The following is a 25,308-nucleotide window of genomic DNA, read 5'->3' on the forward strand; positions in this document are numbered from 1 at the left end:
GTTATTACAATAAGTGTGCAGAGGCGCTCATTGCGCGGTACTGGGATGGAGATATGCCTTCCAGTTTTTTAAATTGCCTTCCGAAATAATTCAGATCTGAAAAACCGAGCTGATAGCAGACGTCAGAAATACTGGATTTAGACTCGCTGAGCAGTTGTTTCGCTTTTTTGATTTTCTCTTTCAGAATAAAATCCAGCGGGCTCAGGTTGAACTCTCTTTTAAATGCACGGTAAAAAGAAGTGCGGCTCATGCACGCTTTTTCACTCAGATCGTCCACCTGTATTTTCTCGCTGATGTTGGTTCTGATATAGCTGATCACGTAAGACAGCGGATTGTCCTGACCGGCATTCGGATCACTGGCCAGTGACAGGTTTTGGGTTTGTATAATATGTACCACCAGTTCCTGAAGCGTCAGGTCGGCCAGAATATCTTTACCCAAAGAATTGCCCGAGCAGATCCTGATCAGTTTGTTCAGGCTTTGAGCCATATCTAAATTGTTCAAAAAATGGTATTCGTTGTGGCTTAGTGCCCAGTGCTGGTCTTTTCCAGACAATGGGTACTGCTCATTGAGCCGGTCTACGATGGATTGAATCTTGACATGGTCCAGCGCAAGTGCAATACATTGTGTAGGATTGTTTTCTGATGCTTCCGGGAAATCGATCTTCATCGTCACGTTCGCCGGCACCAGCACTGTCTCACCAGGCAGGTAGTCGAAGCCGGGCTGGTCAAACAAATGCATCACCTTTTTGCCTCTGAGCATACTTGTCACCACAAAATCTGAAAAGGTAAGTGGTACCAGGGCGGAAGCCTGCAGGGTTTCGAAGACATTGAGCTCGCAGTTTTCCAAAGTGAATGCCCTTCGGTTCTCCACCAGCGTTTTCATCGATTTCTCCTCCGAGATAGCAATCTGGTTCAGCTTATATCCTGTTGACATGAAAGTACCGGGTTAAAGTTTTTCGTTTTATGATCTCTGTAAAAAATTGGCTTTCAGAGCATGATTTGTTCAGTTCAGGGAAGTTAGGGGATAAATGCATAAATGTAAATATTTTTCTAAATAATGAGATAATTATGCTACAATCTGGAACGATTGTGCCATTCAATAACGCTTGATACGGATAGATTTGTATCAATAATTCATTTAAAAATACTTTTTTAATTATGGATACGATCACCGAAGACCCAAAATCAGCAATACATGTGAATGAGAACCTGGCCAAACGTCCTGATTTCAAAGAACGTTATGGTAACTATATCAACGGGCAGTTTGTAGCACCTGTAAAAGGTGAATATTTTGATAATATTTCCCCGATCGACGGGCAGGTATTCACGCAGGCAGCCCGTTCTACAAAAGAAGATATAGAGGCAGCACTTGATGCCGCGCATGCAGCCTTTCCCGTCTGGAGCAAATCATCAGCCACTTCAAGAAGTAACCTGCTGCTGAAAATTGCGCAGGTGATAGAGGATAATCTGGAGTATCTGGCGATAGTCGAGACAATAGATAACGGAAAGGCAATCCGCGAGACGCGGGCGGCTGATTTACCACTGTGTGTAGACCACTTCCGGTATTTTGCAGGTGTGATCCGTGCAGAAGAAGGCAGTGTTTCGGAGCACGATGAAAATACAGTTTGCATCAACTTACATGAACCCCTGGGTGTTGTGGCTCAGATCATTCCATGGAACTTTCCGCTTTTGATGGCGACATGGAAAATTGCCCCGGCTCTGGCAGCCGGGTGTTGTGTGGTCGTTAAGCCGGCAGAACAGACGCCGACTTCGATCATGGTTTTAATGGAGTTAATCGGAGATATATTGCCGGCGGGAGTCCTGAACGTAGTTTCTGGTTTTGGTGTGGAAGCAGGAAAACCGCTGGCATCCTCTCCGAGAGTGGCCAAGGTGGCATTTACAGGAGAAACTACTACCGGACGACTGATCATGCAATATGCTTCAGAAAATCTGATTCCGGTGACGATGGAGCTGGGAGGTAAATCTCCGAATATATTCTTCCCTTCGGTGGCGGACGAAGACGACGCTTATTTTGACAAGGCTATTGAGGGTGCGGTACTATTTGCTTTGAACCAGGGAGAGGTTTGTACCTGTCCGTCCAGGATCCTTGTGCATGAAAGTATTTATGACAAATTTATCAGCCGGGTCGTGGAGCGTACCAAAGCGATCAAAATGGGACACCCTCTTGACGGGACTACGATGATGGGTGCACAGGCTTCGAATGATCAGTATGAAAAAATTCTTTCTTACCTGAAAATAGGAAAAGAAGAAGGAGCGGAAGTGTTGGCAGGAGGGGATGCACAGAAATTTGAAAATGGTATTTCGGGAGGATATTACATTCAGCCTACCATTTTTAAAGGACACAACAAGATGAGGATTTTCCAGGAAGAAATCTTCGGGCCGGTAGTATGTGTGACTACTTTCAAAACGACGGAAGAAGCCATCAGTATCGCGAATGATACGCTCTACGGGCTGGGAGCAGGGGTGTGGACGAGGGATGCACATGAGATTTACCAGGTGCCCAGAGCGATCCAGGCTGGCCGTGTGTGGGTCAATAACTACCATGCCTATCCTGCACATGCACCTTTTGGCGGATATAAAAAATCCGGGTTTGGCCGTGAGAATCACAAGATGATGCTGGGCTATTACCGCCAGACAAAGAACATGCTTATTTCTTACGATAAGAATAAACTCGGATTCTTTTGATAATTTAGGAGAATGATTTGCGGCCAATGATAGCCCCTTACCTGTAAAAAAAGGCATACGCAACCCAAGCGGTCGCCTGATACAGAACCTGGTTTCTGTCTAAAGGTAAGGGGATTGGTCGTCTTCCCTCAGATTTCTTTCGGTTTTAAATTCAAGGTGTTATGACTCCAAGGGTATTGATTACCCCCGAAGCTGAAATGATTGTTAACCAGCTCAGGGAAAGATATGGCGAGCTGATGTTTCACCAGAGCGGGGGATGCTGCGACGGATCACAGCCTATGTGCTTTGAAAAGGGTGAATTCAGGACAGGTGATAGTGATGTATTGCTCGGACAGATTGCAGGATGTGATTTTTTTATGAGCCGCGATCAGTTTGAGTACTGGCAACATACCCAGCTTACAATTGATGTTACGCCTGGGCGTGGTTCGAGTTTTTCTCTTGAAATCCCTTTGGGTATAAGGTTTGTCACCAAATCCAGACTGTATACGCCTTCGGAGGCTTCCGATCTGGTTGAAGTAAGTTAGTAATCAGCTATTTATTCCATATCTGTCGCTTTACTGGTCAGCACTGCGTTTAGTCTGCGCGTGTATACGCGCCTTTCGGTTTCTAAGATATATTACTTACATTTGTGTAAAATCTAGCGGTTTGCTGACTGGGATAATTTAAAGTCAGCTCTGATTTATTATCAACGATTCATTGCAGAAGTATTTCTGTATGAATTATTTAAAAGCTGAACTTTGAATTTTAACGAATTTGATCTCCACGAGGATGTTCTCAGCGCCGTGGACTCTATGAACTACCAGCAGGCTACTCCTATTCAGGAGCAGGCAATTCCCCATATTCTTTCCGGAGCTGACCTTTTAGCCTGCGCACAAACAGGTACAGGAAAGACAGCTGCTTATCTGATTCCTATTCTTGACAAAGTAGCGCATGAATCTAATTCGGATACCGCTGCGCTGATATTGGTTCCTACGCGTGAGCTGGCTGTACAGATTGACCAGCAGATACAAGGACTGGGATATTTTGTCGGAGCTACCAGTATCGCTGTTTACGGCGGTAACAAAGGGCCGGAGTGGGACCAGCAAAAGAAAGCGCTTACGCAGGGAGCAGACATCATCATTGCAACTCCGGGAAGACTGATAGCCCATTTACAGCTCGGATACGTTAACTTTAAGGGTATCAGGCATCTGGTGCTCGATGAAGCCGATCGTATGCTTGACATGGGTTTTCTGCAGGATATTCTCAAAATCATGAGTTTTTTGCCGGCCAAGAGGCAAACGCTGATGTTTTCAGCTACGATGCCTTCTAAGATCGGTGAGCTTGCCAAACGTATCCTGCACAATCCGCAGGAGGTGCGTCTGGCGGTATCACGTCCTGCGGATCGTATAGACCAGCAGTTCTATATGGCCAAGGATGAGCAAAAACTTCCTTTACTGACACATTTACTGACGGGTGTTGAAAACATCAGTATGGTGTTATTTACCTCTCGCAAGTCTACAGTTGATCCGATTGTCCGGGCTTTGAGAAAACTCAAAGTTGGCGCTTTCGGTATATCCTCAGATTCTGATCAGGCTGAAAGAGAAGTGGTATTAAGAGATTTCAAAAACAGAAAATTTCCGATTCTGGTTGCGACAGACGTATTGTCAAGAGGAATCGATATTGATAACCTGAGTCACGTTGTGAATTACGATGTGCCCAGGGACCCTGAAGACTATGTACACCGTATCGGGCGAACGGCGCGTGCAGAATCAAAAGGTATAGCGATCACGTTCATCAATGAACAGGATCAAAAGTATGTATTGAAAATTGAAAGGCTGTTTGAGAAGGAACTGGAAAAACGTTCCGTTACAGCAGAACTGGGGTTGGGTGAAGCGCCTGTTTTTGAGGCCAGAAGAAGCCGTTCATCTCATGGAAGAAAGCGGTCTGACGGTGTTAAAAAAACAGAAAGTGGCGATCCGGCAGCCGGGAAAAAAAGACGTAAACCTAAAAATAAGGGACCAAAAAATCCGGTTCAGGCATAACTATTGCCGTCAGTTGTTTGTTAGCTTATAGAGCAAATAGGGGAGATCAGAAGAAAATATAACGATTATCATGTTTATTTTGACGATAATGATGATATTCAGGTTATGTGCTCTTTTTACTATTCATTTGCCGACTGGTGGTATAACGTGATGAAAATTTGACTGAATGGTTATTGATCGACTTATTGAATGGATAAGAAATTATAGGTTTACTGTATCTAATCCGCCTATTGTTTCTATGGAAGGATTGTTTTCACTTCTGCTTCTGGTACTGCTAAGTCTTGTAGCGGTCTTTTTTCACCTGATTCGTATTTACTTTAACTCTCCGGTCGACTTTTCGATGGATTGGAATCTGTTCCTCAGTTGGATTCCCCTGATTGCGGCATTTATTGCCAATAATCTGACCAAACGATTCGGCGATATTCCCTACACGCTTATTGCAATAAGTTTATTCTGGCTGGCTTTTTTTCCCAATGCCCCGTACATGGTTACGGACCTTGCCCACCTTACTGTAGACTATGAGAGAGATCTTACCTGGCATGACACAATCATGCTTTTCTTTTATGCTGAGGTGAGTCTGTTCAATGGTCTGGTATCTCTTTACTGGATTCATCAGGCATGGAGGCAGGTATTTACCCGCAGGATGAGCACCGTTTTCTTTTTCCTGAGTCTGCCATTGGCAGGTTTTGGTGTGTACCTGGGGCGCGTGAGAAGGATGAACAGCTGGGATATTATTCACGAGCCGAGGCTGATTTTTCAAAGTATGCTTGAAAGTTTACTCGACCGGACAGCCTGGGTTTTTGCATTGGAAATAGGTATGCTGATTGGTATACTGTATCTGGTGCTATGGGCAATTATAAGGTTCAGGATCAGATATACAAAAAAGATATAAGCAGGCCATATACAAACTTTTTACTCTGATTTTCCACTTTGTCTTCCTTTACTCCTCTTGATATTGTTTTTCAGGATGATTTCCTGATAGCGGTCAATAAACCGCACGGCTTACTGGTGCATAAGAGTTTCATAGCAGCAGATGCGGATGTGTTTGCTGTGCAACTGCTCAGGGACCAGATCGGAAAGCGGGTGTATCCCTCACATAGACTTGACCGGAAAACAAGTGGAATTCTGCTATTTGCGCTGCAGGAAGAGCTCAACGGAGTGATGCAAAAGCAGTTTATGGAGGCGGAGGTCACCAAGCATTATCACGCGATTGTAAGAGGCTATACGCCGGATGAATCGGAAATTGATTATGCCTTAAAGCGGGATGATGGCGTAGTGCAGCAGGCAGTTACGCGCCTTAGAACACTGGATAGGGTAGAGGCTGGATTCTCGGTTGGTAAACATCCTACATCTCGCTATTCACTGGTAGAGTTGTATCCTCAAACCGGACGCATGCATCAGCTTCGCAAACATATGGCGCATGTTTTTCATCCTATCATCGGTGACAGGCCACATGGCTGTAACAAGCAGAATAAGTATTTCCTGGATACATTTTCGATGAATACGATGCTGCTGCATGCGTGTTATCTTTCATTCAAACATCCTCTAACAGGTGACACAATTGAAATTCGTGCTGATTATCAGCCGGAATTCAGCAGGATGAAACAATTATTGGGTTTTGCTGAATCCCGGCCACAGGTGCCTATTGGGCAGGAGTGAAACGTTCTACCTTATGGCTGATCGGCGCCAGACTCTGCAGGTAAGCAAAAATTGCCTTTAAGTCCTGCTCTTCCATGCGTGCGTACATGGTCCATGGCATGGGTGTGTTCATGTCCTTCGGTCCTACAGGATGTGGGATGTAGCTCGAATCAGCATACATTTTGAATCTCTTGATAAACTCTTGCTCAGACCAGCTTCCGATCCCAGTCGCTTTATCGCCGGTAATATTAGGCGATCTTACCACGCCTGCAGGCATGGTAAACTCCATTCCGCCACCATACTCGGTACCAGGTACTTTGCTGCCTTTATCCATTTTGCTATGACAATCCACGCAGGCAGCCGCAGAAGTAATGTATTTACCTCGTGCCAGTAAATCATTGTCTGATGGGCGTTTTCCGGGAGTGGCTTTGGCGGGCATTGTGTTGAGAATGATACTGACCGGGAACTCAGGTTCTCTTTGAGGAAGCGTATTTTCTACTGGTTTAAGTGTTCTCACATAAGCAATAATGCTGTAAATATCCTCAGGATCCATTTGCCCGTAAGTGTGATAGGGCATGACAGGAAACAGCGCTTCGCCGCTTTTGGTTACACCTGTGGTTATGGCGCGGTACAGTTCGCCATCTGTCCAGTCGCCGATTCCGAAGGGTGTGATGTTTCGGGAGTAGAAAACGCCCGGGAAACCCATTTCAGGGCCGAACCGCTCACCGCCACCACCAAAGTTACCGGGTAAAAGAGGACCGGAGAAAAGGTCAGCGGCGCGTGTGCTGTGACAGTCCATACAGACTGTGACGTGATTGGCCAGGTATTCTCCTCTGGCAATACGGGCTGGTGTGGGGTCAACGGTAAGCTGCGGTGCCTCACCGACGTCGGGAAGCATAGTCTTGACATAAATACCGGAAGCGGTTGCAGCTGCAACCAGGCCCAGGCACAGATAGCCCAGGATCTTGAAGAATTTTTTCATAAAGGGTTGAGGTTGTTTACGTAACGGTCACAAATATAGATATTTGATGACCTGAGAAGTAGAAGTTGTACTAATATAGAATGAATATAAATTGTAACCGATTGGTCATATTCAGTTATTCATTGAATGCCTGTTGCATAAAAAATCCCGCAACCTGAGGGAAGCGGGATCGTAAAACAGCTATGCTTTTACTTTTTAGAATTGTACTTCTTATTGGCAGCCTGCGCTTTTTCAAAATCCAGTACTACTCCGTTTATGCAGTAGCGTAAGCCGGTAGGCGGAGGACCATCTTCAAATACGTGCCCCAGGTGGGACTTGCATCTTCCGCACATCACCTCCACTCGCCGCATACCCAGACTATTGTCGGCAGCTTCTAAAATTGACTTTTTACTGATAGGTTCAAAGAAGCTTGGCCAGCCGCAACCACTTTCGTATTTGGCATTACTGCGAAACAGAGGGTTTCCGCATACGGCGCAGTAGAAGGTGCCTACCTCTTTGGAATGCTCGTACTCACTGGTGAAGGGACGCTCGGTACCTTTTAATCTGGCTACCTTATATACCTCTGGCGAAAGAATCTTTTCCCACTCTTTGTCAGACACCTTTACCGGCGAACTATCTGTTCTGGAATAAACTGTATTTTTCTGGTCTGGCTGCGTTTTGGAATTGTTCTGTCCGTAACAATTCACCAGAAGCATAGCCGACACCCCACAAAGCAATACCGCAATCTTATGTCTCATGTTGTTGTTATTTTAGTCTGTTTTTATATACGACAAGCTATATCCGAAAGTTGAAACCTGCCGCACTATTTTAACAACAAATCAGGCGCCACAAGTTTCTAGGAGAAAACAGAAAGGTCTTTTACGCCAAGTTTTCTGTAAGAAGTAAAGCCTTCCCCGAATTGAGCACCGATGGCATGTCCCATTTCCTGAGCTCTGGCAATAATGAAATTCAGGAATTCCGGTGAAGAGATGTAGCTCTGAGGCTCGGTAGAAGTCTTGTTATAGGATGCATCAAAAAACTGACTTTTAAATGCTCTTACTGCTTCAATCTTCTTGTCATGAACCGCGGAGATATCAACAATGAAATCAGGGTTGACGTATCTGTCCTGAATCGCATGGAAAACATTTTTAGGTCTCCAGGCTTGCTGCGGATTGCTATTTTCGTCAAGGGTTTCGATCATTCTCAGACCTGAATAAAAGCAGGCGTCGGCTACGAGCCGGGCCCCTTTTCCGTGATCGGGATGGCGGTCGTCGATCGCATTAGTGATCACGATATCAGGCTGGTATTTTCTGATATAGGGAATTATTCTTTTCTGGTGAGCCTCGTCGTTTTGAAAAAAGCCGTCCGCGAGCCCAACATTTTCACGCACATCTACGCCCAGAATTCTTGCTGCTTCAGCACCTTCAAGTATTCTTCCCTCAGGGGTACCTCTGGTTCCCAGCTCACCGCGGGTCAGGTCCACAATACCTACTTTTTTACCAAGTGCCATCTGAACAAGCAGCGTACCGGCACAACAAAGCTCTACATCATCGGGATGTGCGGTGATGGCAAGTATGTCTAGTTTCATATAATACCAGGGTTATTTGATTCGAAGTTTCTGGCCCAGGCGCAAAGTAGACCGGGTAGAAATTCTGTTTTTCTTAGCGATAGAACTGATAGAAACGCCGTAACGGCTTGCTATGGAAGAAAGTGTATCTCCGGAGCGTACTTTATGAAGAATGGAGCGTGATTGCGCCACAGGCACTGCATCGCCGGATTCAAACTCACTCTTGTAAGAAGATTTGCCTCTGAGGTGGTTCCACACACTGCTGGTCAGCATAAATTTATCCGAACGGATCTGTTTGTTCTCCCAGTCAAATATATTGCGTGAATCAAAGGGGTTTCCTTCGTAGCGGTTTTCATAGTGCAAATGTGAACCTGTACTTCGTCCAGTATTACCACCGAGCCCGAGTACCTCACCTGCTTTCACCAACTGGCCTGATTCAACCAATTGTTTGGACATGTGACCGTACAAAGTTTCAAGACCATTGTAATGACGGACCAGAACAAATTTACCATAACCGCTTCCGTCATAAGCTACGATACGCACCATTCCGTCGTAGGTAGTGCGCACGCTGTCGCCCGTTTCCAGATCGAGGTCTGTACCGTTATGCCAGCGGCCCCATCTGAACGAAAAGTTGGAAGTAGTTCTTATTTTGTCAAGAGGATTGCTCCATTTGCGGTTTACAGCATCGTCATAGAGGGTAAGTTCTACGGGTTCATCAAATTCCAAAGCACTGAGCCCGTACGGGTTGATCGCCCTCGCATCCCAGATCACATAATATTCAGCTGCTTTCACCCATTCGTCGGCTACCTGAAGGGAATCTACCACTTCAACTACTTCTGTCTCACCTTCATCAACTGTGGTCGTGTCTTCACTGACAACGGGATTGAGGGGTTTTACAGGTTCGAATTGATTCTGAAATTTGAGTCCGGATGTCTGAACCTGGTATTCGTCTTCGGCTTGTGGAGTTGCCTTTGTCGTGGGAGATTCGTTTGTATTGTTTCCCGACTGGTTGATTTTCGGATTCTTCTTAAATTTTCCTCGCTCTTGTGCTTGCGTGTTCCAGGATATCAAACACACCATCATTAGCAAACTTACAATAAGCTTTCCTTTCATAGGTCTATGCACTAGTCAGGCTACATCGTTGTGTTAACCAGATGTAGCCTGATCAAAATTTAATTTATCGGGGTTATTTTCGATTGAGTGTTTCGGTTAGGAAGCACTTTCTTCAAGCATTACTTCTACTTCATGTTCCATCAGGAAACGTTCGGCATCCAAAGCAGCCATACAGCCTGTACCGGCAGCTGTTACAGCCTGACGGTATACATTGTCCTGGGCATCTCCGCAGGCAAAAACACCTTTGATGTTGGTGCATGAGCTACCAGGGATAGTCTGAATGTAACCTGTCTCATCCATATTCAGATAACCTTTGAATATGTCAGTATTAGGTTTGTGGCCGATCGCAACAAAAAATCCGGTTGCATTCAATACGGTTTCTTCGCCTGTTTTATTGTTTCTTACTTCCACACTTTCCAGACCGTGCTCTCCATTGAGTTTTACTGTCTCAGTATTCCACAGAATCTCAACGTTAGGAAGAGTCTCCAGGCGTTTTTGCATGATCTTGGAAGCGCGCATTTCGTCTCTGCGGACCAGCAGATATACTTTGCGGGCAAGTTTGGCCAGATAACTTGCTTCTTCAGCAGCTGTATCACCGGCACCTACTACAACTACATCCTGTCCACGGAAGAAAAATCCGTCACAAACCGCGCAGGCAGATACGCCATGGCCGTTAAGTCTTTCTTCTCCTTCAATGCCGAGCCACTTGGCAGAGGCACCGGTAGAAACAATTACGGATTCGGCGATGATTTCTTTTTTACCATCTACGATCACCTTGTGCGGGTAGCTCGTGAAGTCTACTTCGGTAATCATTCCGTAACGGATATCAGTACCGAAACGGCGCGCCTGATTTTCGAACTGGATCATCATTTCAGGGCCTGTAACCCCATCCGGATAACCCGGAAAATTATCAACTTCGGTAGTAATGGTCAATTGACCGCCAGGCTGCGCGCCCTGATACAAAACAGGATTCAGTCCCGCTCTGGAAGCATATATAGCAGCAGTATAACCGGCAGGGCCGGAACCAATTATAAGGCAGGAAACTTTTTCAGATGTCATTTTTTATTCAAACTTAGAATACGATAATCGATTTTAGCTGGTGAGGACGAAAACGTCGTCAATATAGTGTGATCATTGAAGCGGCCGCCGGCGAATCCTCATAAAGTACAACACAGGCCGAAGGACAAAAGTGCGAAAAAACACCGCGGAATGCAAATTTCATTATTCTATCTTCCATTCTATACGTCTGTTTTTCTGCCTTCCTTTTTCTGTCTCATTCGCTTCCACGGGTCTGCTCTCACCATAGCCTACTGAAGAGATACGGGCCTGCTGAATCCCGGATCTGATCAGATACTGCTCAACGGCCAAAGCCCGCTTGCGGGACAGTTCCAGATTCTCCTTGTCTGAGCCCACATCGTCGGTATGACCTGAAATCTGTATGCGGATAGCCTTGTTGTTTTGCAGAAAATCGGTCATTTTATCCAGCTCTACTGCTGATTTCTGGTCCAGCTCAAAAGAGCCTGTTGCAAAGAAAATGTTGTTGAGCACTTCAGCCTTGTTTTTTTCAATAGGTTCCAAAGCGATATCAACCTGCACGGATGGGGTAGAATCACTTACGGAGAAAGACAGACTTTTGAAAAGATAGTTGCTTTTCGAGACGTAAAAAGCGTACTCACTTCCGCTGTTCAGTACTGCAAGAAAGCTTCCCGTGCTGGGATCTGAGGTGAAAGAAAATACTTTTTCTTTGGATTTTAAATCGTAAAGGTCAATATCCGAGCCGAGGGCATTGCCTGTTTTTTTATCAAAAACCCGGCCTTTGGCATATCGCGTAGGAACAATAGCCTGACGCAGACTTTCAGGAAGCTTAAACATATAGAGTAGTGCACGGTTTTTACCGTTCTCAGAGAAGTCATCAGAATAGTAGGCCATGCCGCCATCTGAGGAAATCGAAAGACCAACCTGCTCAGAAACGGTATTGATGGGGTAACCAAGATTTTTAGGCTCTGACCAAACCGTATCAATGCGTTGGGAAATAAAAATATCCATGCCGCCCATACCCGGCAGGCCATTGGATGCGTAGAAAAGCGTTTGTCCGTTGGCATGAATAAAAGGAGCATTCTCATCGTCTGCAGTATTTACAGTACCTCCGAGATTTTTGGGCTCAGACCATTTTCCTTTTTTATCCAGAGATGATACCCATATATCCTTTTTGCCGTGTCCGCCCTTTCGGTCAGAAGCAAAGTACAAGGTATGGCCGTCGGCAGATAAAGAGGGCTGCGAATCCCAGTCTCTGGTGTTGATCGGCTCTCCCATGTTGACCGGCGTGCCCCAGTCACTGCCTTGTTTGTGGGTGATGTACAGATCGCAGCTGCCGTAACCATCGGGCCGGTTGCAGGCTGTAAAAACAAGCGTTCTCCCGTCGGCTGAGATCGCACAGGTGCCTTCATTATTGGTTGTATTGATTGACTTAGATATTTCTTCAGGAACATCCCAGCCCTTTTTCTGACGTGTGGTAAAATAGATATTTTCATCACGCTCATGGGTCAGTCCTGAAAAAATCAGTGTTTCTCCGTCGGCGGTCAGTACCGGAAAGTACTGGGAAGGCAGAAAGTTCACTGTATCTCCCAGTGATTGCTTTTTAACGGAAAGCGGCTTTTTGATGGCTTCCAATGCAAAGTGGCAGGAAATAATAGACTTCTCTGTAAGGCGGTAGAGGCTGGATTTAGGCTGAAACAGGGGTAGTCCCTTTTCGTAGTAAACCAGTGCTGAGTCATACTTTTCCTGCTGGAAAAAATGTTTGCCAAGCCACTGATAAGCCGTAGCAGATTGCGTGGCCGTGGGCTGCAGGGCTACCAAGGCCGCATAATGCTTTTTGACAAGAATGGGTTGCCGTAGCAGCTCGTAGGTCTGAGCAAGCCTGAGATGACTTTCGGCATGAGTCGGCTCCAGTTCCACAACCTTTTCATATTGAATCGCCGCTTCACTGAGCTGTCTGGCCTGCCATGCTTTCTGAGCCTTTTCGTAATGATCGCGTGCACGTTTGTTGGTGGGTGCATTTTGAGCGTTTGTCTGTAAAGTCAGACAAACGGCACACAGAAGGCTCAGAAGAAAATAACGCATTACGGAATATTCATATACTTGTGAGTTTGTAACGACATTTTCCATTTGGGATTGTCTTTGATATAGTCAATTATCAAAGGCAGCATTTGCTCGTGCTTACTCCATTCCGGCTGCAGAAGCAGTGTGCATTCGTCAGAGACGAGCGCTGCATGCTGTTCGGCAAATTCGAAATCGCTCTTATTATAAATGATTGCTTTGAGCTCGTTGGCGTTCTTGTAAATGTCCGGATGGGGTGTCTTGAACTTTTTGGGCGAAAAGCAGACCCAGTTCCAATGGCCGGTGAAAGGGTATACCCCAGAGGTTTCAATATTGGTCTGAAAGCCCGCAGCCTGCAAAGCACCCGTAAGTGCGTCCAGATTGTACATCAAAGGCTCTCCGCCTGTGATCACGGCCAGCCTGCCCGGAAACTGCTCAGCGCCGGCTACGATGTTTTGAATTGTAGTTTTCGGGTGTATGTCCGCCTCCCAGGATTCTTTCACATCACACCAGTGACAACCTACATCACAGCCCCCAAGGCGGATAAAATAGGCCGCCTTTCCACTATGCTGGCCTTCGCCCTGCAAGGTGTAGAATGCTTCCATAACCGGAAGCTGGCTGGTGATGATGGGTAATGTTTCGGTAAGCACAGCAGTAAATAATAGATGTTGAAAAAAATGTAACAACCTAAAAGGCAGAAAAATCCCCAAAGATACGAAAAGCTGCCGATGTATTTTTGCTGATAGAATCGCATCTTTGCATCATGAATACGATTCAAATACATCAGCAGGAAGTGATTTGTGCATTGGCGACACCTTCCGGGGTAGGGGCTATTGCGATTATCCGCGTATCGGGACTTGGTGCGATAGCGCTTGTCAACAGTGTTTTTAAAGGAAAAAATCTGGAAAATGCCGAGTCGCATACCGTGCATTTCGGAACGATACATGCAGGTGATCATATCATAGATGAAGTGCTGGTGAGTGTCTTTAAAACGCCAAGATCTTTCACCAAAGAAGATTCTGTGGAAATTTCCTGTCATGGATCCGATTATATTATCAGGCAAATACTCAAACTGCTGGTGCAGAAAAGTGCCCGTATAGCCAGGCCGGGAGAGTTTACCCAGCGTGCTTTTCTGAACGGACAGTTTGACCTGGTGCAGGCCGAGGCTGTTGCCGATCTGATCGCTGCGGATTCGGAAGCGAGCCACAAAACTGCACTGAACCAGCTCAGAGGAGGATTTTCGAGAAAACTGACATCACTGAGAACCGAGCTGATCCATTTTGCATCGATGATTGAGCTGGAACTGGATTTTGGCGAGGAGGACGTAGAGTTTGCCGGAAGGGACGATCTGAAAAGGCTGATTGAGTCGCTTCAGGATACGATCGCGCCACTGATCGAATCCTTTGACTACGGTAATGCACTTAAGGAAGGTGTTCCGGTAGCCATTATAGGCTCTCCGAACGTAGGAAAATCGACACTGCTGAACGCGCTTTTAAATGAAGAAAAAGCGATCGTGACCAGCGTAGCCGGCACTACACGGGATGTGATTGAAGATACGATCGTTTTGCAGGGGCTCAAATTCAGGTTTATCGACACGGCGGGAATCCGCGAGACCACCGATCTTGTAGAATCCATCGGTATAGAGCGCTCGAAAGCTGCCATGGAAAAGGCGGATATTGTGCTGTTTTTGTTTGATAGTGAGCTGACGCTCGAAGAAAATCAAAAGCTGGCGAATGACCTGGACGGTAAAGAAATCCTTTGGGTGATGAACAAAATTGATCTGAATGATCAGCTGGTTGTAAAGCTTCAGACTGAAAATCCGGATATGCTCTTTATCTCTGCCCAGAAACAGCAACAGCTACCTGCACTGACAGGCAGGCTTGTGTCGCTCGTCCAAAAACAGGCCGCCAGCGATACAGTAGTAACCAACCTCCGTCACTTCGAACACCTGATCAAAACACAAGGTGCGCTCACCGACGTTCTCAATGGCCTTGCCCTTGGGGTAACCGGAGATTTTCTGGCCCAGGACATCCGGCTTTCGCTGCATCATCTGGGAGAGATTACCGGGACAATTGTGACGGATGATTTGCTGGATAATATATTTTCGAAGTTCTGTATCGGGAAATAAGCATAAACAAAGATCTCTATCAGCATAGAAACACGTAAGCATTAAATATTTGATGACATGGAAGGACAGGATATTCGTTGGGAACAGCGTTTTAATAATTATAACAAGGCGTTGAACAAATTGGATCAGGCAGTATCCAAAATTAAAAAAGATTATCCGGCTGACGAACATGGGAGTATTGATCAAGACGATTTTCTTGATGATATCATTAAGGAAGGGTTAATTCAGAGATTTGAATATACCCATGAGCTTGCCTGGAATGTGATGAAGGACTTTTTGCTATATGAGGCTGATATAAAGGTATTGGGTTCAAGGGATGCTACAAGAGCGGCTTTTGCGGCAGAGCTGATTGTTGATGGCGACATTTGGATGGAGATGATTAAAAGCCGTAACCAGACTTCTCATACCTACAATGAAGAAACTGCAGATGTGATTTTTACGCAGATTATGGATGTTTATTTGCCTGCTTTCCTGGCTTTTGCTAATACCATGGAGGAGAAACGAACCGGAAAGCAGGGTAACTTATTTACAAAAGAATGAATCACGGATTATCAGAAAAAACAATAGCAGCCATCCAGGGTGTATTTACCAAATATCCACAGGCGGAAAAAGCCATCCTGTATGGTTCGCGTGCGAAAGGAAATTACCGCAATGGATCGGATATTGATCTTGTACTGGTGGGAGCTGAACTCAATTTATCCCAATTATTTAAAATAGAACTGGAACTTGATGACCTGCTGCTTCCCTATAAAATTGACCTGGCACTTCTACATCAAATAAGTAATCCGGATCTGGTTGAGCATATTGAACGAAAAGGAGTTGTGTTTTATCAGAGAAGTGATGTTTGAGTGAGGGAATGAGTCTTCAGTTCACCATCACTCTGCTAGTAGCGTACTCCGGAAAATCAGTGTGTTTATAGAAAAAACTAAGGGAATGGACAGACAACTATGAATAACATAGTTAATTAAAATAGAATGCAAATTTTCAAGAACAACAAACAAACCCTCACAACGCTACAAGAGAATCCTTTTAAGCTCGAAAGGGAAATTCAGACGCTATTTGAGCAAAATTTGGAAATACTGACATCTCTGAAAATGGTGAAGTCAGAGTTTACGATTAAACAGTCTCGGATCGATACACTTGCCTTCGATCCTGAGAGCAATGCGTTTGTAATCATTGAGTATAAGCGGGGGCAGAATTACAGCGTGGTAGATCAGGGCGTGTCGTATCTGAACCTGATGCTGGAATACAAGGCTGACTTTATTGTGGAGTACAACGAGGCGAATGGGCTAAGTCTTAAACGCGACGAAGTGGACTGGTCCCAAAGCCGTATCATTTTCGTCTCCCCGTCGTTCACATAGTTTCAAAAGCAGTCTACCAATTTTAAGGACCTCGGTATTGAGCTGTGGGAAATCAAGCGATTCGAAAATGACCTTATTACGGTCAGTCAGGTGAAAAAATCAAAATCAGCGCCCAGTATTAAGCCAATGCAGAAAGGTTACGATTCTCAAATCAGCAAGCTTGCAAAGGAAATCAAGGTATATGCAGAGGAAGATCACTTGAAAGGAAAGTCGGATGAAGTAACGGAATTGTACGAGAGCTTCAGGAATGCCATCCAGAACCTTGACCCGGATATTGAGATCAAGCCTCAGAAAATGGTGATTGGCTTTACTCACCGAGGGAAAATATTTGCAGATGTGCTGGTTTTGAAATCGGAGCTTAAATGCTGGATCAATCTCAAATGGGGAGTACTGGATGATCCCAAGCATATTTCCCGGGATGTTTCCAATGTAGGAACCTGGGGAAATGGAGACTATGAAATCAGAGTAAGTGACACAAAGAATCTTGAATACACTATGAGTCTGGTGAAGCAAGCATTGACTAACTGATATCGATTCAATAAACTCACAATCAAATTTTTAACCGCCTGTGTTTCTTCCGGCTTTCTGGCGGCCGTAAAGAAGTGTCAAAAGAGTAAGTACTTCATTGCTGGTGAGCAAATTTCCGTCTTTTGATTTTAACAAAACGTTCATTTCCAGAAAAGGTAAAAACAGGCGACAGCGATTTGTTTATTGTCGTGTACAAACGAATGGTTCTTGATGATTAAATAGAGTAGCCGCCTTTTCTTCGATAGGTGGATAAAAGTCAATATCTCCGAAATCACTTCTCATGGCTTCGGTGAGATTTTGATAGCTTGGAAATTCAGGGTATGTTGCCGGATGCGTGTTTCGATCTTTCTGGCCAAGATTTTCATGATCGGAGTCATCTAGGAGTTCCAGACCCTTCGCAAATTGGTCAAGCCACCCAATGTCGGGATCTCCGATTTTCGTTTCAATAGCTATGTTTAGTATACGAATCCCGTCTTTCAGGGTTTGGATCTGCTGTTGCTGCTGGGCTAATCGCTTCTCGTTGATGACTTGACCCTGTATTAAATAGTCTTTTAAGTGCTGGGTAACCCACTGAGATAATTGCATCAAGATTATGAACCTTCTGGTTCCGTTTCACCTCTATTTTTCCCTCCTTTCGAACTATTAAGAAATCCTTAATAATTGCTTCCTCTGTCAGTTCTCCATCGCCGAACACACATTGCCAAGGCGCATATTGATGTTCTGCACGGTCGTCTGAAAAAGCTCAGCCATCGTTCTCTGTGTAAGGCAAACTGTCTCCTGATCAAATTTTACCTCGATCAGAGTTTTACCGTCACTGGTTTCGTAAATTTCTATTTGATTCCCCATGCCAAGATTTGCTTTGAAGTAACCAAAAGCTGATAAAAGGAAGGTTAAAATAAAAATCAAGTATTTTCGGTTTGGAGAAGGAGGTAACGGATTTCCTTCCGAGGATGGGCTTTTTCCTCCATTACGAATACTACCCAAGGTAGAACGGCCACCTCCTTTGACGCCTGGGGCAGAAGACGTAATCCGGCCAGTTGGGCACTGCTCACGCCAACAACGACTACAGGTCTGCCACCAGTCTGGCTTTACAGAGGTTACACAGGCCACGAGATGCTGGATCAGTTCGGACTCATCAATATGAACGGGCGGATGTATGACCCTGTGCTCGGAAGAATGCTATCACCTGCTAATTATGTTCAAGAGCCAGGTATGACCCAAAGTTATAACCGGTATAGCTACGTATGGAACAATCCGCTGCGTTACACGGACCCATCAGGACAAGTAGTCGTTGTTGATAACCTTATTATTGTTGTATTTACGGGAGTATATAACCTTGCAACTAATCTTAGTAATCTTGACGGAAATGGTTGGAAGGCATTCAGATATTTTGGCGTAGGTTTTGTAGCGGGTTTCACTGGAGGTTATGCGGGGTCAGCAGCCACAGGGGCTATTCTTAGTGGAGGAAATGCACTTCTCGATGGGCTAAGCTGGGAGAACGCCGCGCTATCGGCCGCTACTGTAGCGGCAACTGGATATGTGGGATCTGAAATAGGTAAGCAGATTGCGCCGGTTAAGTAAATGATATTCTTGTAGATATAGCCAGTCCGGTCATAAAAAGAGTTGCAGGAAACGTCATTACTGGTGCTGTTACTGGCGGGAATACTTGGAGGTGCTGTGAGTCCATTATCTGGAGACGGATTTTTAGCAGGTGTCGGAAATGTTTTAATCAATGGTGCAGGTGGCGGATTATCCAATGGACTTAGTCAAGGTTTTGTTGAAGCAAGGCGTTGGGGGGGAGTTAGCTCTTTCACAGGAAACACACTGAGTAAGTATCAATATGCCACAACTGAATTTTTTGAAACAACAGGAAATCGCTATACTGTTCCGTTGCCAAATCAAGGAGCAAAGACAGGAACCAATGCTTTTAAGTCCTTTACAGGAAATAATTATAGATATAACTTACAGGTATTGACAGGAAAGAGCGGTACGGGAATGGATGCTCATCATGTCTATCCCCAGGCATAACGCTTTCAAAAGCATTTTAGCAGGGTTGGCTTAAATGTACATGATCCCAAAAATCTTACATGGTGGCAGAGCGCAGCACATAGGAGTGCCGCAGGCCCTTATAATAAGGCCTGGGACGGATTTTTTAGGCAATATCCCAATGCAGATCTTCATCAGATTCAAAATTTTGGAAATTCATTAATGAAAAGTCACGGATTTTAACATGGACGCATTTTTTAACATCGGAATAAAAAGAGAAACAGATGAAGCTTTGATTCAGAGTTTAATCGAATATGATCAAATAAAACTAAATCAAGCTGAGTTCATACCAGTCGAACCGTTTGAAATGGAAATAACGGAAGGAAATAAGCTATACGACGTTGTTGGCTTTCAAGATACCTCAAATTTTGCTATCTCTGAAAGGTTTTATAGTTTGTTGAAAGAACATCTTATATCCGGTTGGAAGGGATATCAAATAAGTATTAGTGGCATAAGTGAGAAATACTATGGGCTACAGGTAACAGGCAGATGTGGTAAACTAGAACAACCAAAAGAAGCAGGATTTTATAAAGGATATAAGTTTGATTATGCGACTTGGGATAAAAGTAATCTATTTAGTCCTGATGAAACAGTATTACTTTTTTGCACAAAAAAAGTGAGAGACCTTTTGAAGAAAAATAAAATAACAAATTTAGATGTAACTGATATTAGTAAAATTCACGCATATTCAGTAGGTGTAAGATAGGGGAATTTTTCAGTGATTGAATACAGCTAGAACGGTTTGTAATACTAAATTAGAAATAAAAAGTCGTGTATTTACATATGAAATATGCCGACATTATAAAAGAGTCTGAATCGGATTTACTCCAATTAGAAAAGCGAGAGAAGAATGCTATGCGACGTGATCGCATTCGATTTATAAGATCGCTGAAAACAGGTCAGTTTCGTAGCCAGTCAGCTGCAAGTGCAGCAATCGGTTTAGGTGAGCGGCAATCGCAGCGCTTGTGGAGTAGTTATATGAAAGAAGGGATAAATAGGTTTGTTATCAACCTACTCTGAACGCTGGTGGGGCAAACTGATCGGGCCGATGCGGTAGTGTTCAGATAAGTTAGCTACGTGCATTTCTGCTGTCAGATCAGGCTCAGACTCTGGCTGATATCCAGGCTTATTTAGCTGGGAATCTAGGCGTAAAGTACACTATTGGCGGAGTGAGTGATTTGTGTAAAAGACTAAAAATCAAGCTAAAAACAGGTAGACCTGTTAACGTTCGCCAGAAACCAGGAAGCGTTGAGGAATTTAATCGGAGCGCCTAACGGAAATAATTTGTAATCTACGGTCAGATTTTCCAGATAGTGCAATATTTTTTCATCGCAGCGGCGCTCAGGGCGGGTACGCGCACAGAATTAAGCAGAAAATGGGCTTCCACAGTACATCGGCCAATAGCACCGGTAAAAAATAGGCCGCTGGGCGGCGTACCGCTATGAAAATACATACCTATATCTAACAATTTGTCCTTTCAATGGTAAAGGTTTTGCTACATTTCAAAAAGGCTTTTTGCAATCAAAATGGTATAGGATACCACAAATTCAATTACTGGGTTAAAAAAATCTATCGCAAGAATGTCGCTCCGGTTGTACCATCTCATGGGTTCAACCAGATACAGGTTCAACTACCGGATGTAGTAGTTGAGAAAAGCCAGCAGGCGCTGGCCGCTATTACTTTCCCATCTGGCGCGTATAGTGATGTTCGGATCACTCGACGCTTCATTAATCAAAAAGCTGATTCTTTAAAATGCTTGCATTATCTAATAGTTGTCGGTACTTCTTGTATAGTAGCCCGACTAACATGCGCTATGGGATATACAGTTTGGCTGGGCTGTTTCACAATGAGTTAGGCTTTAATCCAACGAGTGGTGATGTTTTTGTTTTCTTGGATAAACGCCTCAATCAGAGCCGGCTCTTGCAGCGGCCGCCGCGCGGTGGGATCGGGACGGTTTTGCGATGTATGTCAAAAAGTTGGAACAAGGCACTTTCGAATGGCCCAAAGGAGATAATATATCCCTTACCAGCCATCAGCTTATACTTCTTCTGCAAGGTGTAATGTTAAATCGCCGGTATTTAGGGTAAAGGGTCAGACCGGTCCAGTCGGCTTTCCTGGTTGAACTGTTTGTTTTTCTGCCTTAATTACTTCTTATTTGAACATCAGGATTCACGAAAGCTGGAAAGTTGTTGTAACTAACCGCAAGCAGATAAATGAGCCAAAGCTAAGATTAGAGCACTTTTAAACTAAATCAGATAGCCAGCTAGCCATGGAATTGAGAATAACTCCGAAGTTTACTGTAACATTTTTAGCATTGGTATTCATGTTGCATGAAGCGCATGAAATAGCGCACACTGCTGTAGGTCGACTGATTTGCGGGTGCTGGGGAGAAAGAGATTTTAACGTTTGGGGCGTTTGTGAAGGCTGCCCGGAGCAAAATCCGCTGGCTGTACTCGCTACCTTTGCAGGGCCCGTTTTTACTTTTTCTCTCATTTGGATGGGAACACGTATGCTAGCGTCCGCTCGATCTGAAAGACAACGTACTCTGGGATTTTCGCTCATTTTTGCTAATCTGCCATTTGCGCGCCTGCTTGGGGCTGGTTTGAAAGGGGGAGATGAGGTTTGGGGTCTTAATACGCTATTGAATAATAGCTCTGCGGCATGGATACTGGCATTCGTTTTGATCTTTCTGATTCTGTTTTTTCCTTTATCGACTGCTTACAAGGCGATAAGTAACAAAAGGAAGACGCTCTGGTTTTTGCTATTTCTGATTGCTCCGATTTTGATTGATGTACTAGTGGTATTGGGTGTGATGAATACGCTTGTTGAAAATGGCGTACTCAGCGATTACTGGATTCTGGGCTCTCCAAGGTTAGTGACTGTATGGACCCTATTTGTGACGCTGGTCTTTGTTTTGACCCGCGCCAATATAGCTGAGCTGACGGCATCTTCCGACACGCCAGCTCAGTGAAAAATCATGTGGGTAAGGAAATCTTAGGCCAATAAAAGCTCTTTTTTACCGCGTCTGGTGCGCGCTAAGTGGGATTCGTAGTATTTAGCCAAATAGTGATAGATCACAAGTTCCTGCATCCGGGGCTCTGCAATAAATAACCTGATTGCGAACATGTGAATGTAGCTCAGCAGCAGATCTTTTTTTTGGTTGATGGATAGTGAGGTATTTTCCAGAACCATCCTGTTCATTTCAGATCTGATGCTGAAACAGGCAACTCCTTTGGTAATGTAGATGGCATCCTTGTCCGGATTGAGTATATTTTCAATAGCTTCTCTGTTTTGGCGGTACTTTTGGTTCAGATTGTGTTTGAGAAGGTCGTCTCCATTGAACTCTTCAAAGTAGCTACGGGCCATCGTGTTGATCACATCATACTTTTCTGTTATATCCAAGCAGAAGTCTTCCATCAGCATGTCAATGCCTCTGAGGGCAAAAAGCCAGCGGAATTTTTCTCCTTCGCTACCAGCAATAAGCGAAAGAAATTTCGATACAGCGACACTATCGTGGTAGAAGAGCGATTCACTGACTTGCATCGTTTTTGACCCGTAACGCTCGATCTCCTGCTCATAGGTATCAAGCTGAATTTTATAGATCTCTCCGCTGCTCAGCAGAGGCTCAGCGAGCTGGTTGAATTGCTGAAGTACCTGTGACCAGAATCCGGAGTCTTTGCTATGAAACCTAATTCTCAGATGCTCCTGCGGATCTGAGAATCTGAGGAAAAACCATTTGTCAATTGTTTTACTAGCAATAAGCTCCTTACAAAATGGCCGGATCACAGCAGTCAGAATTTTATCAGCAGTTTTGGTTCCAGTGTATAATTTGATGTATAGCCATTCACTGCCAACGTTATAGGTTCTTTTGGCCACTGTTTCTTTGGGTGCATTTTGTATGCTAGTAACCGGACTTTCTTTTTTGCTCAGAAGTGAGAAAATGATTTCGTTGCAATATTTGTTTCCCTGCTTATCGCTGAGCACACAATGCTGTGGGGTTTGTAAAAACTCGACCAGGGTGATATCTGATTTTTTTATGTAGGAGATAAGTATTTCCAGAGAGTTGCGCGACTCAAAATCAATCAATAGCTCATTGTCACCTTGTGCTAAAAGAACAAATCTGGGGACGTTAAAATCAGTTCGGAAAGCTGCTAGCGCGTCGATGGTGTTGAGAGATCCTTCAAAATGTTTTTTTTGTAGGTTCCACTGCTGCTTTCTAAGAATGATATTTTTGTATTGAACACGGGGAATATGAATTTCCTGCTGGTCGAAGGCGGATATCCATGCATAGGGTTGGTACATATTCTGCATCTGCAAATCACAGAGGAACTTGTATACAGGTAAGCCCCGAGAGAAGCTATGGGCTGTGGTAAGAGAAGGAAGTATCTCCCTATTGAGTCTTTTGCTTCTTAATATAGCCCGGCCCGATCTGACCGATATCATCAGATCGCTGAGCGGAATCTGAAATTCTTCTGCCACAGAAGACTGTCCCAGATAAGGAATTTCATAGCTAAATGTGTTAGGTCTGATCAGGATATTGCCCATCCTCGACTGAGGCAGATGGACGATTTCAGCAATCAGCTTATCAGTCTGGCTTTCCTCGTGTCGGCATGTACTGGCAAGTTCGCTGGCAATTTCGGATGATCCCAGTCCAAATCGCGCCAGGGTGTTACTCGAGGAGTTACCTCCCAATGAGGTTAGGCTGAAAAGGAAATTATTCCCGCTGATCTGACCCTCATTTTCAGCCATGAGTGATCCGAACACCTGCATGCTGGAAGGAAACTCTACCTGATGAAGGTCTTTGTCGATAAGCTGTTGAATGTCTTCATCCGTGATGTGAATTACGCTGTAGCCCTGCTTTTTCGCTTGCTGTATCTTCCGAAAAAGAAATTTGTTGCGCTCAGTCCATTCCAGGGGAGCACTGCCTTTGGTTGCCGGTAAAGTCAAATCATTTAATAAAGGCATGTGATTGGAAACGCGCTTTGCGCTCAGTCCATAGCCAATCCCGGTTTCGCTATCCAGGGCCACCGACAATGGAACTTCCCGCGTCTCATAGCGGCTGTAAAAGCTCGCCTTAAAGCGCTCGAGATCCTCGTTTTTTACCTTGTTATTAACTCTTAGCAGCTGGGTCACCTGTTGGGTTAGGCTGTCTTTGAGCTGCTGATCAATATGAACCCGGGCCTGATCATAGAACACGTCAGTTTGTATGAGATCTTTACCGGTCGTGTTCGGAAAATGTTTCAGGATTTTTGCATGAAGATTTTGATAGTCAGTGACTGAGCGGCTTTCGTAATCGAGCGTGTCTTTGACCTCACGCAAAAATGTTAAGTAACGCTTCGCAGCGGGTATTTTCGCTAGCTTTCCGATCAGTGCATCAAAAAAGAATTCTCCGGTGATCAAAGGCTCCAGATCGCTCACCAGAATTTGATTGTCAATCAGTTTTTCAACGAACTCGGCCGCCTCAGAAGGACTCACATCCGCCTCCAGTGCTGCGCCAAGCTCACAGATGGATCCGCCGTGTTTGGCTCTTTCCAAAATCATATCTACAAAGATGTTTTCTTTGATCATCGATGTGGAATAGGTCCTTTTCTTGTTTTTGAGCTGGTATTCTACGAACCGGATATTGCCGCCGATCCGGTAGATGCTTGTATTAGGTTTATAAGTAAGGTGTGGCCTGATGGTCTTGTCATGACTTATGTAGGAAGCAATTTCTGCGATGTAGTTCATATCCAATCGCGAGCATTTTCTGTGGCTTTCGGCATCAACGAAAAAGTGATTTTCAGATGTGGAAAACGCACCTGTAGTACATCCTGAAAACAATCCATAGGGTGTGCTTCTGCTACACATCCGTATGAAATATTTATACAAACTATTAGCCATTTTTAGGTCATAATCTGTATGTTTTTCTTCTGTATTTAACCATTTGATTAGTTCTTGATGAAGATCAATTGATGCGGTGTAAATGGCCTGCTGAAACAATGAATTGGAAAATTTGTCACGCATCGCAGTAACAAGATATTGCTCTCCATTTTCCAGAAGTTTATTTTGTAAGGTAATTAATTCGTCAATTGAAAGAAGAGGTTTTCTTATAATAAATCGGTCCTTTAATGATAGATTTTTCATGTCATTTTTGTTTTAAGTTC

At 44.5% G+C, this 25,308-nt stretch carries 26 protein-coding genes and 3 pseudogenes; 18 read left to right on the forward strand and 11 right to left on the reverse strand.

The window, feature by feature from the left end; translation table 11 throughout:
- Window positions 1–4 precede the first annotated feature (4 nt).
- The gene (locus tag DSL64_RS03405; RefSeq protein ID WP_115829257.1) at window positions 5–934 is read right to left on the reverse strand and encodes an AraC family transcriptional regulator; all 930 of its coding nucleotides are present in this window, start codon (window positions 932–934) and stop codon (window positions 5–7) included.
- Between the two features lie 224 nt (window positions 935–1,158).
- On the opposite strand from DSL64_RS03405, the gene DSL64_RS03410 reads away from it, so the two are divergent.
- The 5 genes from DSL64_RS03410 to DSL64_RS03430 all read left to right on the forward strand — a co-directional run bounded on the left by DSL64_RS03410 (window position 1,159) and on the right by DSL64_RS03430 (window position 6,386).
- The gene (locus DSL64_RS03410; RefSeq protein WP_115829258.1) at window positions 1,159–2,706 is read left to right on the forward strand and encodes an aldehyde dehydrogenase family protein; all 1,548 of its coding nucleotides are present in this window, start codon (window positions 1,159–1,161) and stop codon (window positions 2,704–2,706) included.
- A 161-nt stretch (window positions 2,707–2,867) separates the two neighbouring features.
- Window positions 2,868–3,230, forward strand: a complete 363-nt coding sequence (locus tag DSL64_RS03415; protein ID WP_115829259.1) for a DUF779 domain-containing protein — start codon at window positions 2,868–2,870, stop codon at window positions 3,228–3,230.
- Window positions 3,231–3,443: 213 nt separating this feature from the next.
- Window positions 3,444–4,727, forward strand: coding sequence for a DEAD/DEAH box helicase (locus DSL64_RS03420; RefSeq protein ID WP_229216938.1), 1,284 nt, complete (start codon window positions 3,444–3,446; stop codon window positions 4,725–4,727).
- Window positions 4,728–4,893: 166 nt separating this feature from the next.
- Window positions 4,894–5,619: a DUF1361 domain-containing protein gene (locus DSL64_RS03425; protein ID WP_229216939.1), complete on the forward strand. Its 726-nt coding sequence runs from the start codon at window positions 4,894–4,896 to the stop codon at window positions 5,617–5,619.
- 38 nt (window positions 5,620–5,657) lie between these two features.
- Entirely contained in the window at window positions 5,658–6,386 is a 729-nt protein-coding gene (locus DSL64_RS03430; protein WP_115829260.1) for a pseudouridine synthase, read from the forward strand.
- On the opposite strand, the gene DSL64_RS03435 is transcribed toward DSL64_RS03430, so the two are convergent.
- The 7 genes from DSL64_RS03435 to DSL64_RS03465 all read right to left on the reverse strand — a co-directional run bounded on the left by DSL64_RS03435 (window position 6,370) and on the right by DSL64_RS03465 (window position 13,707).
- Window positions 6,370–7,347, reverse strand: coding sequence for a c-type cytochrome (locus DSL64_RS03435; protein WP_115829261.1), 978 nt, complete (start codon window positions 7,345–7,347; stop codon window positions 6,370–6,372). The genes DSL64_RS03430 and DSL64_RS03435 overlap by 17 nt on opposite strands.
- Window positions 7,348–7,535: 188 nt before the next feature.
- Complete coding sequence (msrB, locus tag DSL64_RS03440; protein ID WP_115829262.1) at window positions 7,536–8,084, reverse strand: peptide-methionine (R)-S-oxide reductase MsrB; 549 nt, start codon at window positions 8,082–8,084, stop codon at window positions 7,536–7,538.
- Window positions 8,085–8,182: 98 nt separating this feature from the next.
- Window positions 8,183–8,914, reverse strand: coding sequence for a bacillithiol biosynthesis deacetylase BshB1 (gene bshB1, locus DSL64_RS03445; RefSeq protein WP_115829263.1), 732 nt, complete (start codon window positions 8,912–8,914; stop codon window positions 8,183–8,185).
- A gap of 12 nt (window positions 8,915–8,926) precedes the next feature.
- The gene (locus DSL64_RS03450) at window positions 8,927–10,006 is read right to left on the reverse strand and encodes a M23 family metallopeptidase (protein ID WP_199539320.1); all 1,080 of its coding nucleotides are present in this window, start codon (window positions 10,004–10,006) and stop codon (window positions 8,927–8,929) included.
- Window positions 10,007–10,102: 96 nt separating this feature from the next.
- Complete coding sequence (gene trxB, locus DSL64_RS03455) at window positions 10,103–11,065, reverse strand: thioredoxin-disulfide reductase (protein ID WP_115829265.1); 963 nt, start codon at window positions 11,063–11,065, stop codon at window positions 10,103–10,105.
- A 162-nt stretch (window positions 11,066–11,227) separates the two neighbouring features.
- Window positions 11,228–13,171 carry an OmpA family protein gene (locus tag DSL64_RS03460; protein WP_229216940.1) on the reverse strand — a complete coding sequence of 648 codons (1,944 nt, stop codon included), beginning with the start codon at window positions 13,169–13,171 and terminating at the stop codon, window positions 11,228–11,230.
- On the reverse strand, window positions 13,126–13,707 hold the full coding sequence (locus tag DSL64_RS03465) for a 7-carboxy-7-deazaguanine synthase QueE (protein WP_115829569.1): 582 nt from the start codon (window positions 13,705–13,707) through the stop codon (window positions 13,126–13,128). Before DSL64_RS03465 ends, DSL64_RS03460 begins: the two co-directional genes overlap by 46 nt.
- Window positions 13,708–13,865: 158 nt before the next feature.
- Here DSL64_RS03465 and mnmE point away from each other — a divergent pair, with 158 nt between their 5' ends.
- From mnmE to DSL64_RS29255, 5 genes are all read left to right on the forward strand, one after another.
- Window positions 13,866–15,230 (forward strand): tRNA uridine-5-carboxymethylaminomethyl(34) synthesis GTPase MnmE, encoded by a 1,365-nt coding sequence (gene mnmE, locus DSL64_RS03470; protein WP_115829266.1) that lies wholly within the window; start codon window positions 13,866–13,868, stop codon window positions 15,228–15,230.
- Between the two features lie 57 nt (window positions 15,231–15,287).
- Entirely contained in the window at window positions 15,288–15,770 is a 483-nt protein-coding gene (locus DSL64_RS03475; RefSeq protein WP_115829267.1) for a nucleotidyltransferase substrate binding protein, read from the forward strand.
- Window positions 15,767–16,078, forward strand: a complete 312-nt coding sequence (locus DSL64_RS03480; protein ID WP_115829268.1) for a nucleotidyltransferase domain-containing protein — start codon at window positions 15,767–15,769, stop codon at window positions 16,076–16,078. Before DSL64_RS03475 ends, DSL64_RS03480 begins: the two co-directional genes overlap by 4 nt.
- 126 nt (window positions 16,079–16,204) lie before the next feature.
- Window positions 16,205–16,591 carry a PDDEXK family nuclease gene (locus tag DSL64_RS29250; RefSeq protein ID WP_229216941.1) on the forward strand — a complete coding sequence of 129 codons (387 nt, stop codon included), beginning with the start codon at window positions 16,205–16,207 and terminating at the stop codon, window positions 16,589–16,591.
- A 90-nt stretch (window positions 16,592–16,681) separates the two neighbouring features.
- A complete protein-coding gene (locus DSL64_RS29255; RefSeq protein WP_229216942.1) occupies window positions 16,682–17,119 on the forward strand; it encodes a DUF5655 domain-containing protein in 438 nt (145 codons plus the stop codon).
- Window positions 17,120–17,299: 180 nt separating this feature from the next.
- Here the strand turns inward: DSL64_RS29255 and DSL64_RS03490 are convergent, their stop codons facing one another.
- Together DSL64_RS03490 and DSL64_RS29130 are read right to left on the reverse strand one after the other, a co-directional pair.
- The gene (locus DSL64_RS03490; protein ID WP_115829269.1) at window positions 17,300–17,704 is read right to left on the reverse strand and encodes a hypothetical protein; all 405 of its coding nucleotides are present in this window, start codon (window positions 17,702–17,704) and stop codon (window positions 17,300–17,302) included.
- A gap of 87 nt (window positions 17,705–17,791) precedes the next feature.
- Complete coding sequence (locus DSL64_RS29130) at window positions 17,792–17,965, reverse strand: virulence RhuM family protein (RefSeq protein ID WP_199539321.1); 174 nt, start codon at window positions 17,963–17,965, stop codon at window positions 17,792–17,794.
- Window positions 17,966–18,190: 225 nt separating this feature from the next.
- Here DSL64_RS29130 and DSL64_RS03500 point away from each other — a divergent pair, with 225 nt between their 5' ends.
- From DSL64_RS03500 to DSL64_RS03535, 8 genes and pseudogenes are all read left to right on the forward strand, one after another.
- The gene (locus DSL64_RS03500; RefSeq protein ID WP_262512404.1) at window positions 18,191–18,700 is read left to right on the forward strand and encodes an RHS repeat protein; all 510 of its coding nucleotides are present in this window, start codon (window positions 18,191–18,193) and stop codon (window positions 18,698–18,700) included.
- Between the two features lie 42 nt (window positions 18,701–18,742).
- A complete protein-coding gene (locus DSL64_RS03505; protein ID WP_147300322.1) occupies window positions 18,743–19,147 on the forward strand; it encodes a hypothetical protein in 405 nt (134 codons plus the stop codon).
- A gap of 202 nt (window positions 19,148–19,349) precedes the next feature.
- Window positions 19,350–19,871, forward strand: coding sequence for a hypothetical protein (locus DSL64_RS03510; RefSeq protein ID WP_115829273.1), 522 nt, complete (start codon window positions 19,350–19,352; stop codon window positions 19,869–19,871).
- A 382-nt stretch (window positions 19,872–20,253) separates the two neighbouring features.
- Window positions 20,254–20,439 (forward strand): helix-turn-helix domain-containing protein, encoded by a 186-nt coding sequence (locus DSL64_RS29490; protein ID WP_374755820.1) that lies wholly within the window; start codon window positions 20,254–20,256, stop codon window positions 20,437–20,439.
- Between the two features lie 206 nt (window positions 20,440–20,645).
- Window positions 20,646–20,846 (forward strand): annotated as a pseudogene (gene tnpA / locus DSL64_RS29640) (IS66 family insertion sequence element accessory protein TnpA); the annotation flags it as partial.
- Between the two features lie 71 nt (window positions 20,847–20,917).
- Window positions 20,918–21,079, forward strand: a pseudogene (gene tnpB / locus DSL64_RS29495) (IS66 family insertion sequence element accessory protein TnpB); the annotation flags it as partial.
- 38 nt (window positions 21,080–21,117) lie between these two features.
- Window positions 21,118–21,252 (forward strand): annotated as a pseudogene (gene tnpB, locus DSL64_RS29500) (IS66 family insertion sequence element accessory protein TnpB); the annotation flags it as partial.
- Window positions 21,253–21,434: 182 nt separating this feature from the next.
- The gene (locus DSL64_RS03535; RefSeq protein ID WP_115829277.1) at window positions 21,435–22,136 is read left to right on the forward strand and encodes a hypothetical protein; all 702 of its coding nucleotides are present in this window, start codon (window positions 21,435–21,437) and stop codon (window positions 22,134–22,136) included.
- Between the two features lie 23 nt (window positions 22,137–22,159).
- On the opposite strand, the gene DSL64_RS03540 is transcribed toward DSL64_RS03535, so the two are convergent.
- Complete coding sequence (locus DSL64_RS03540; RefSeq protein WP_115829278.1) at window positions 22,160–25,288, reverse strand: lantibiotic dehydratase; 3,129 nt, start codon at window positions 25,286–25,288, stop codon at window positions 22,160–22,162.
- Window positions 25,289–25,308: the final 20 nt, after the last annotated feature.

Origin of the sequence: Dyadobacter luteus, assembly GCF_003383615.1 — a bacterium.
GTDB classification, from domain to species: Bacteria; Bacteroidota; Bacteroidia; order Cytophagales; family Spirosomataceae; genus Dyadobacter; species Dyadobacter luteus.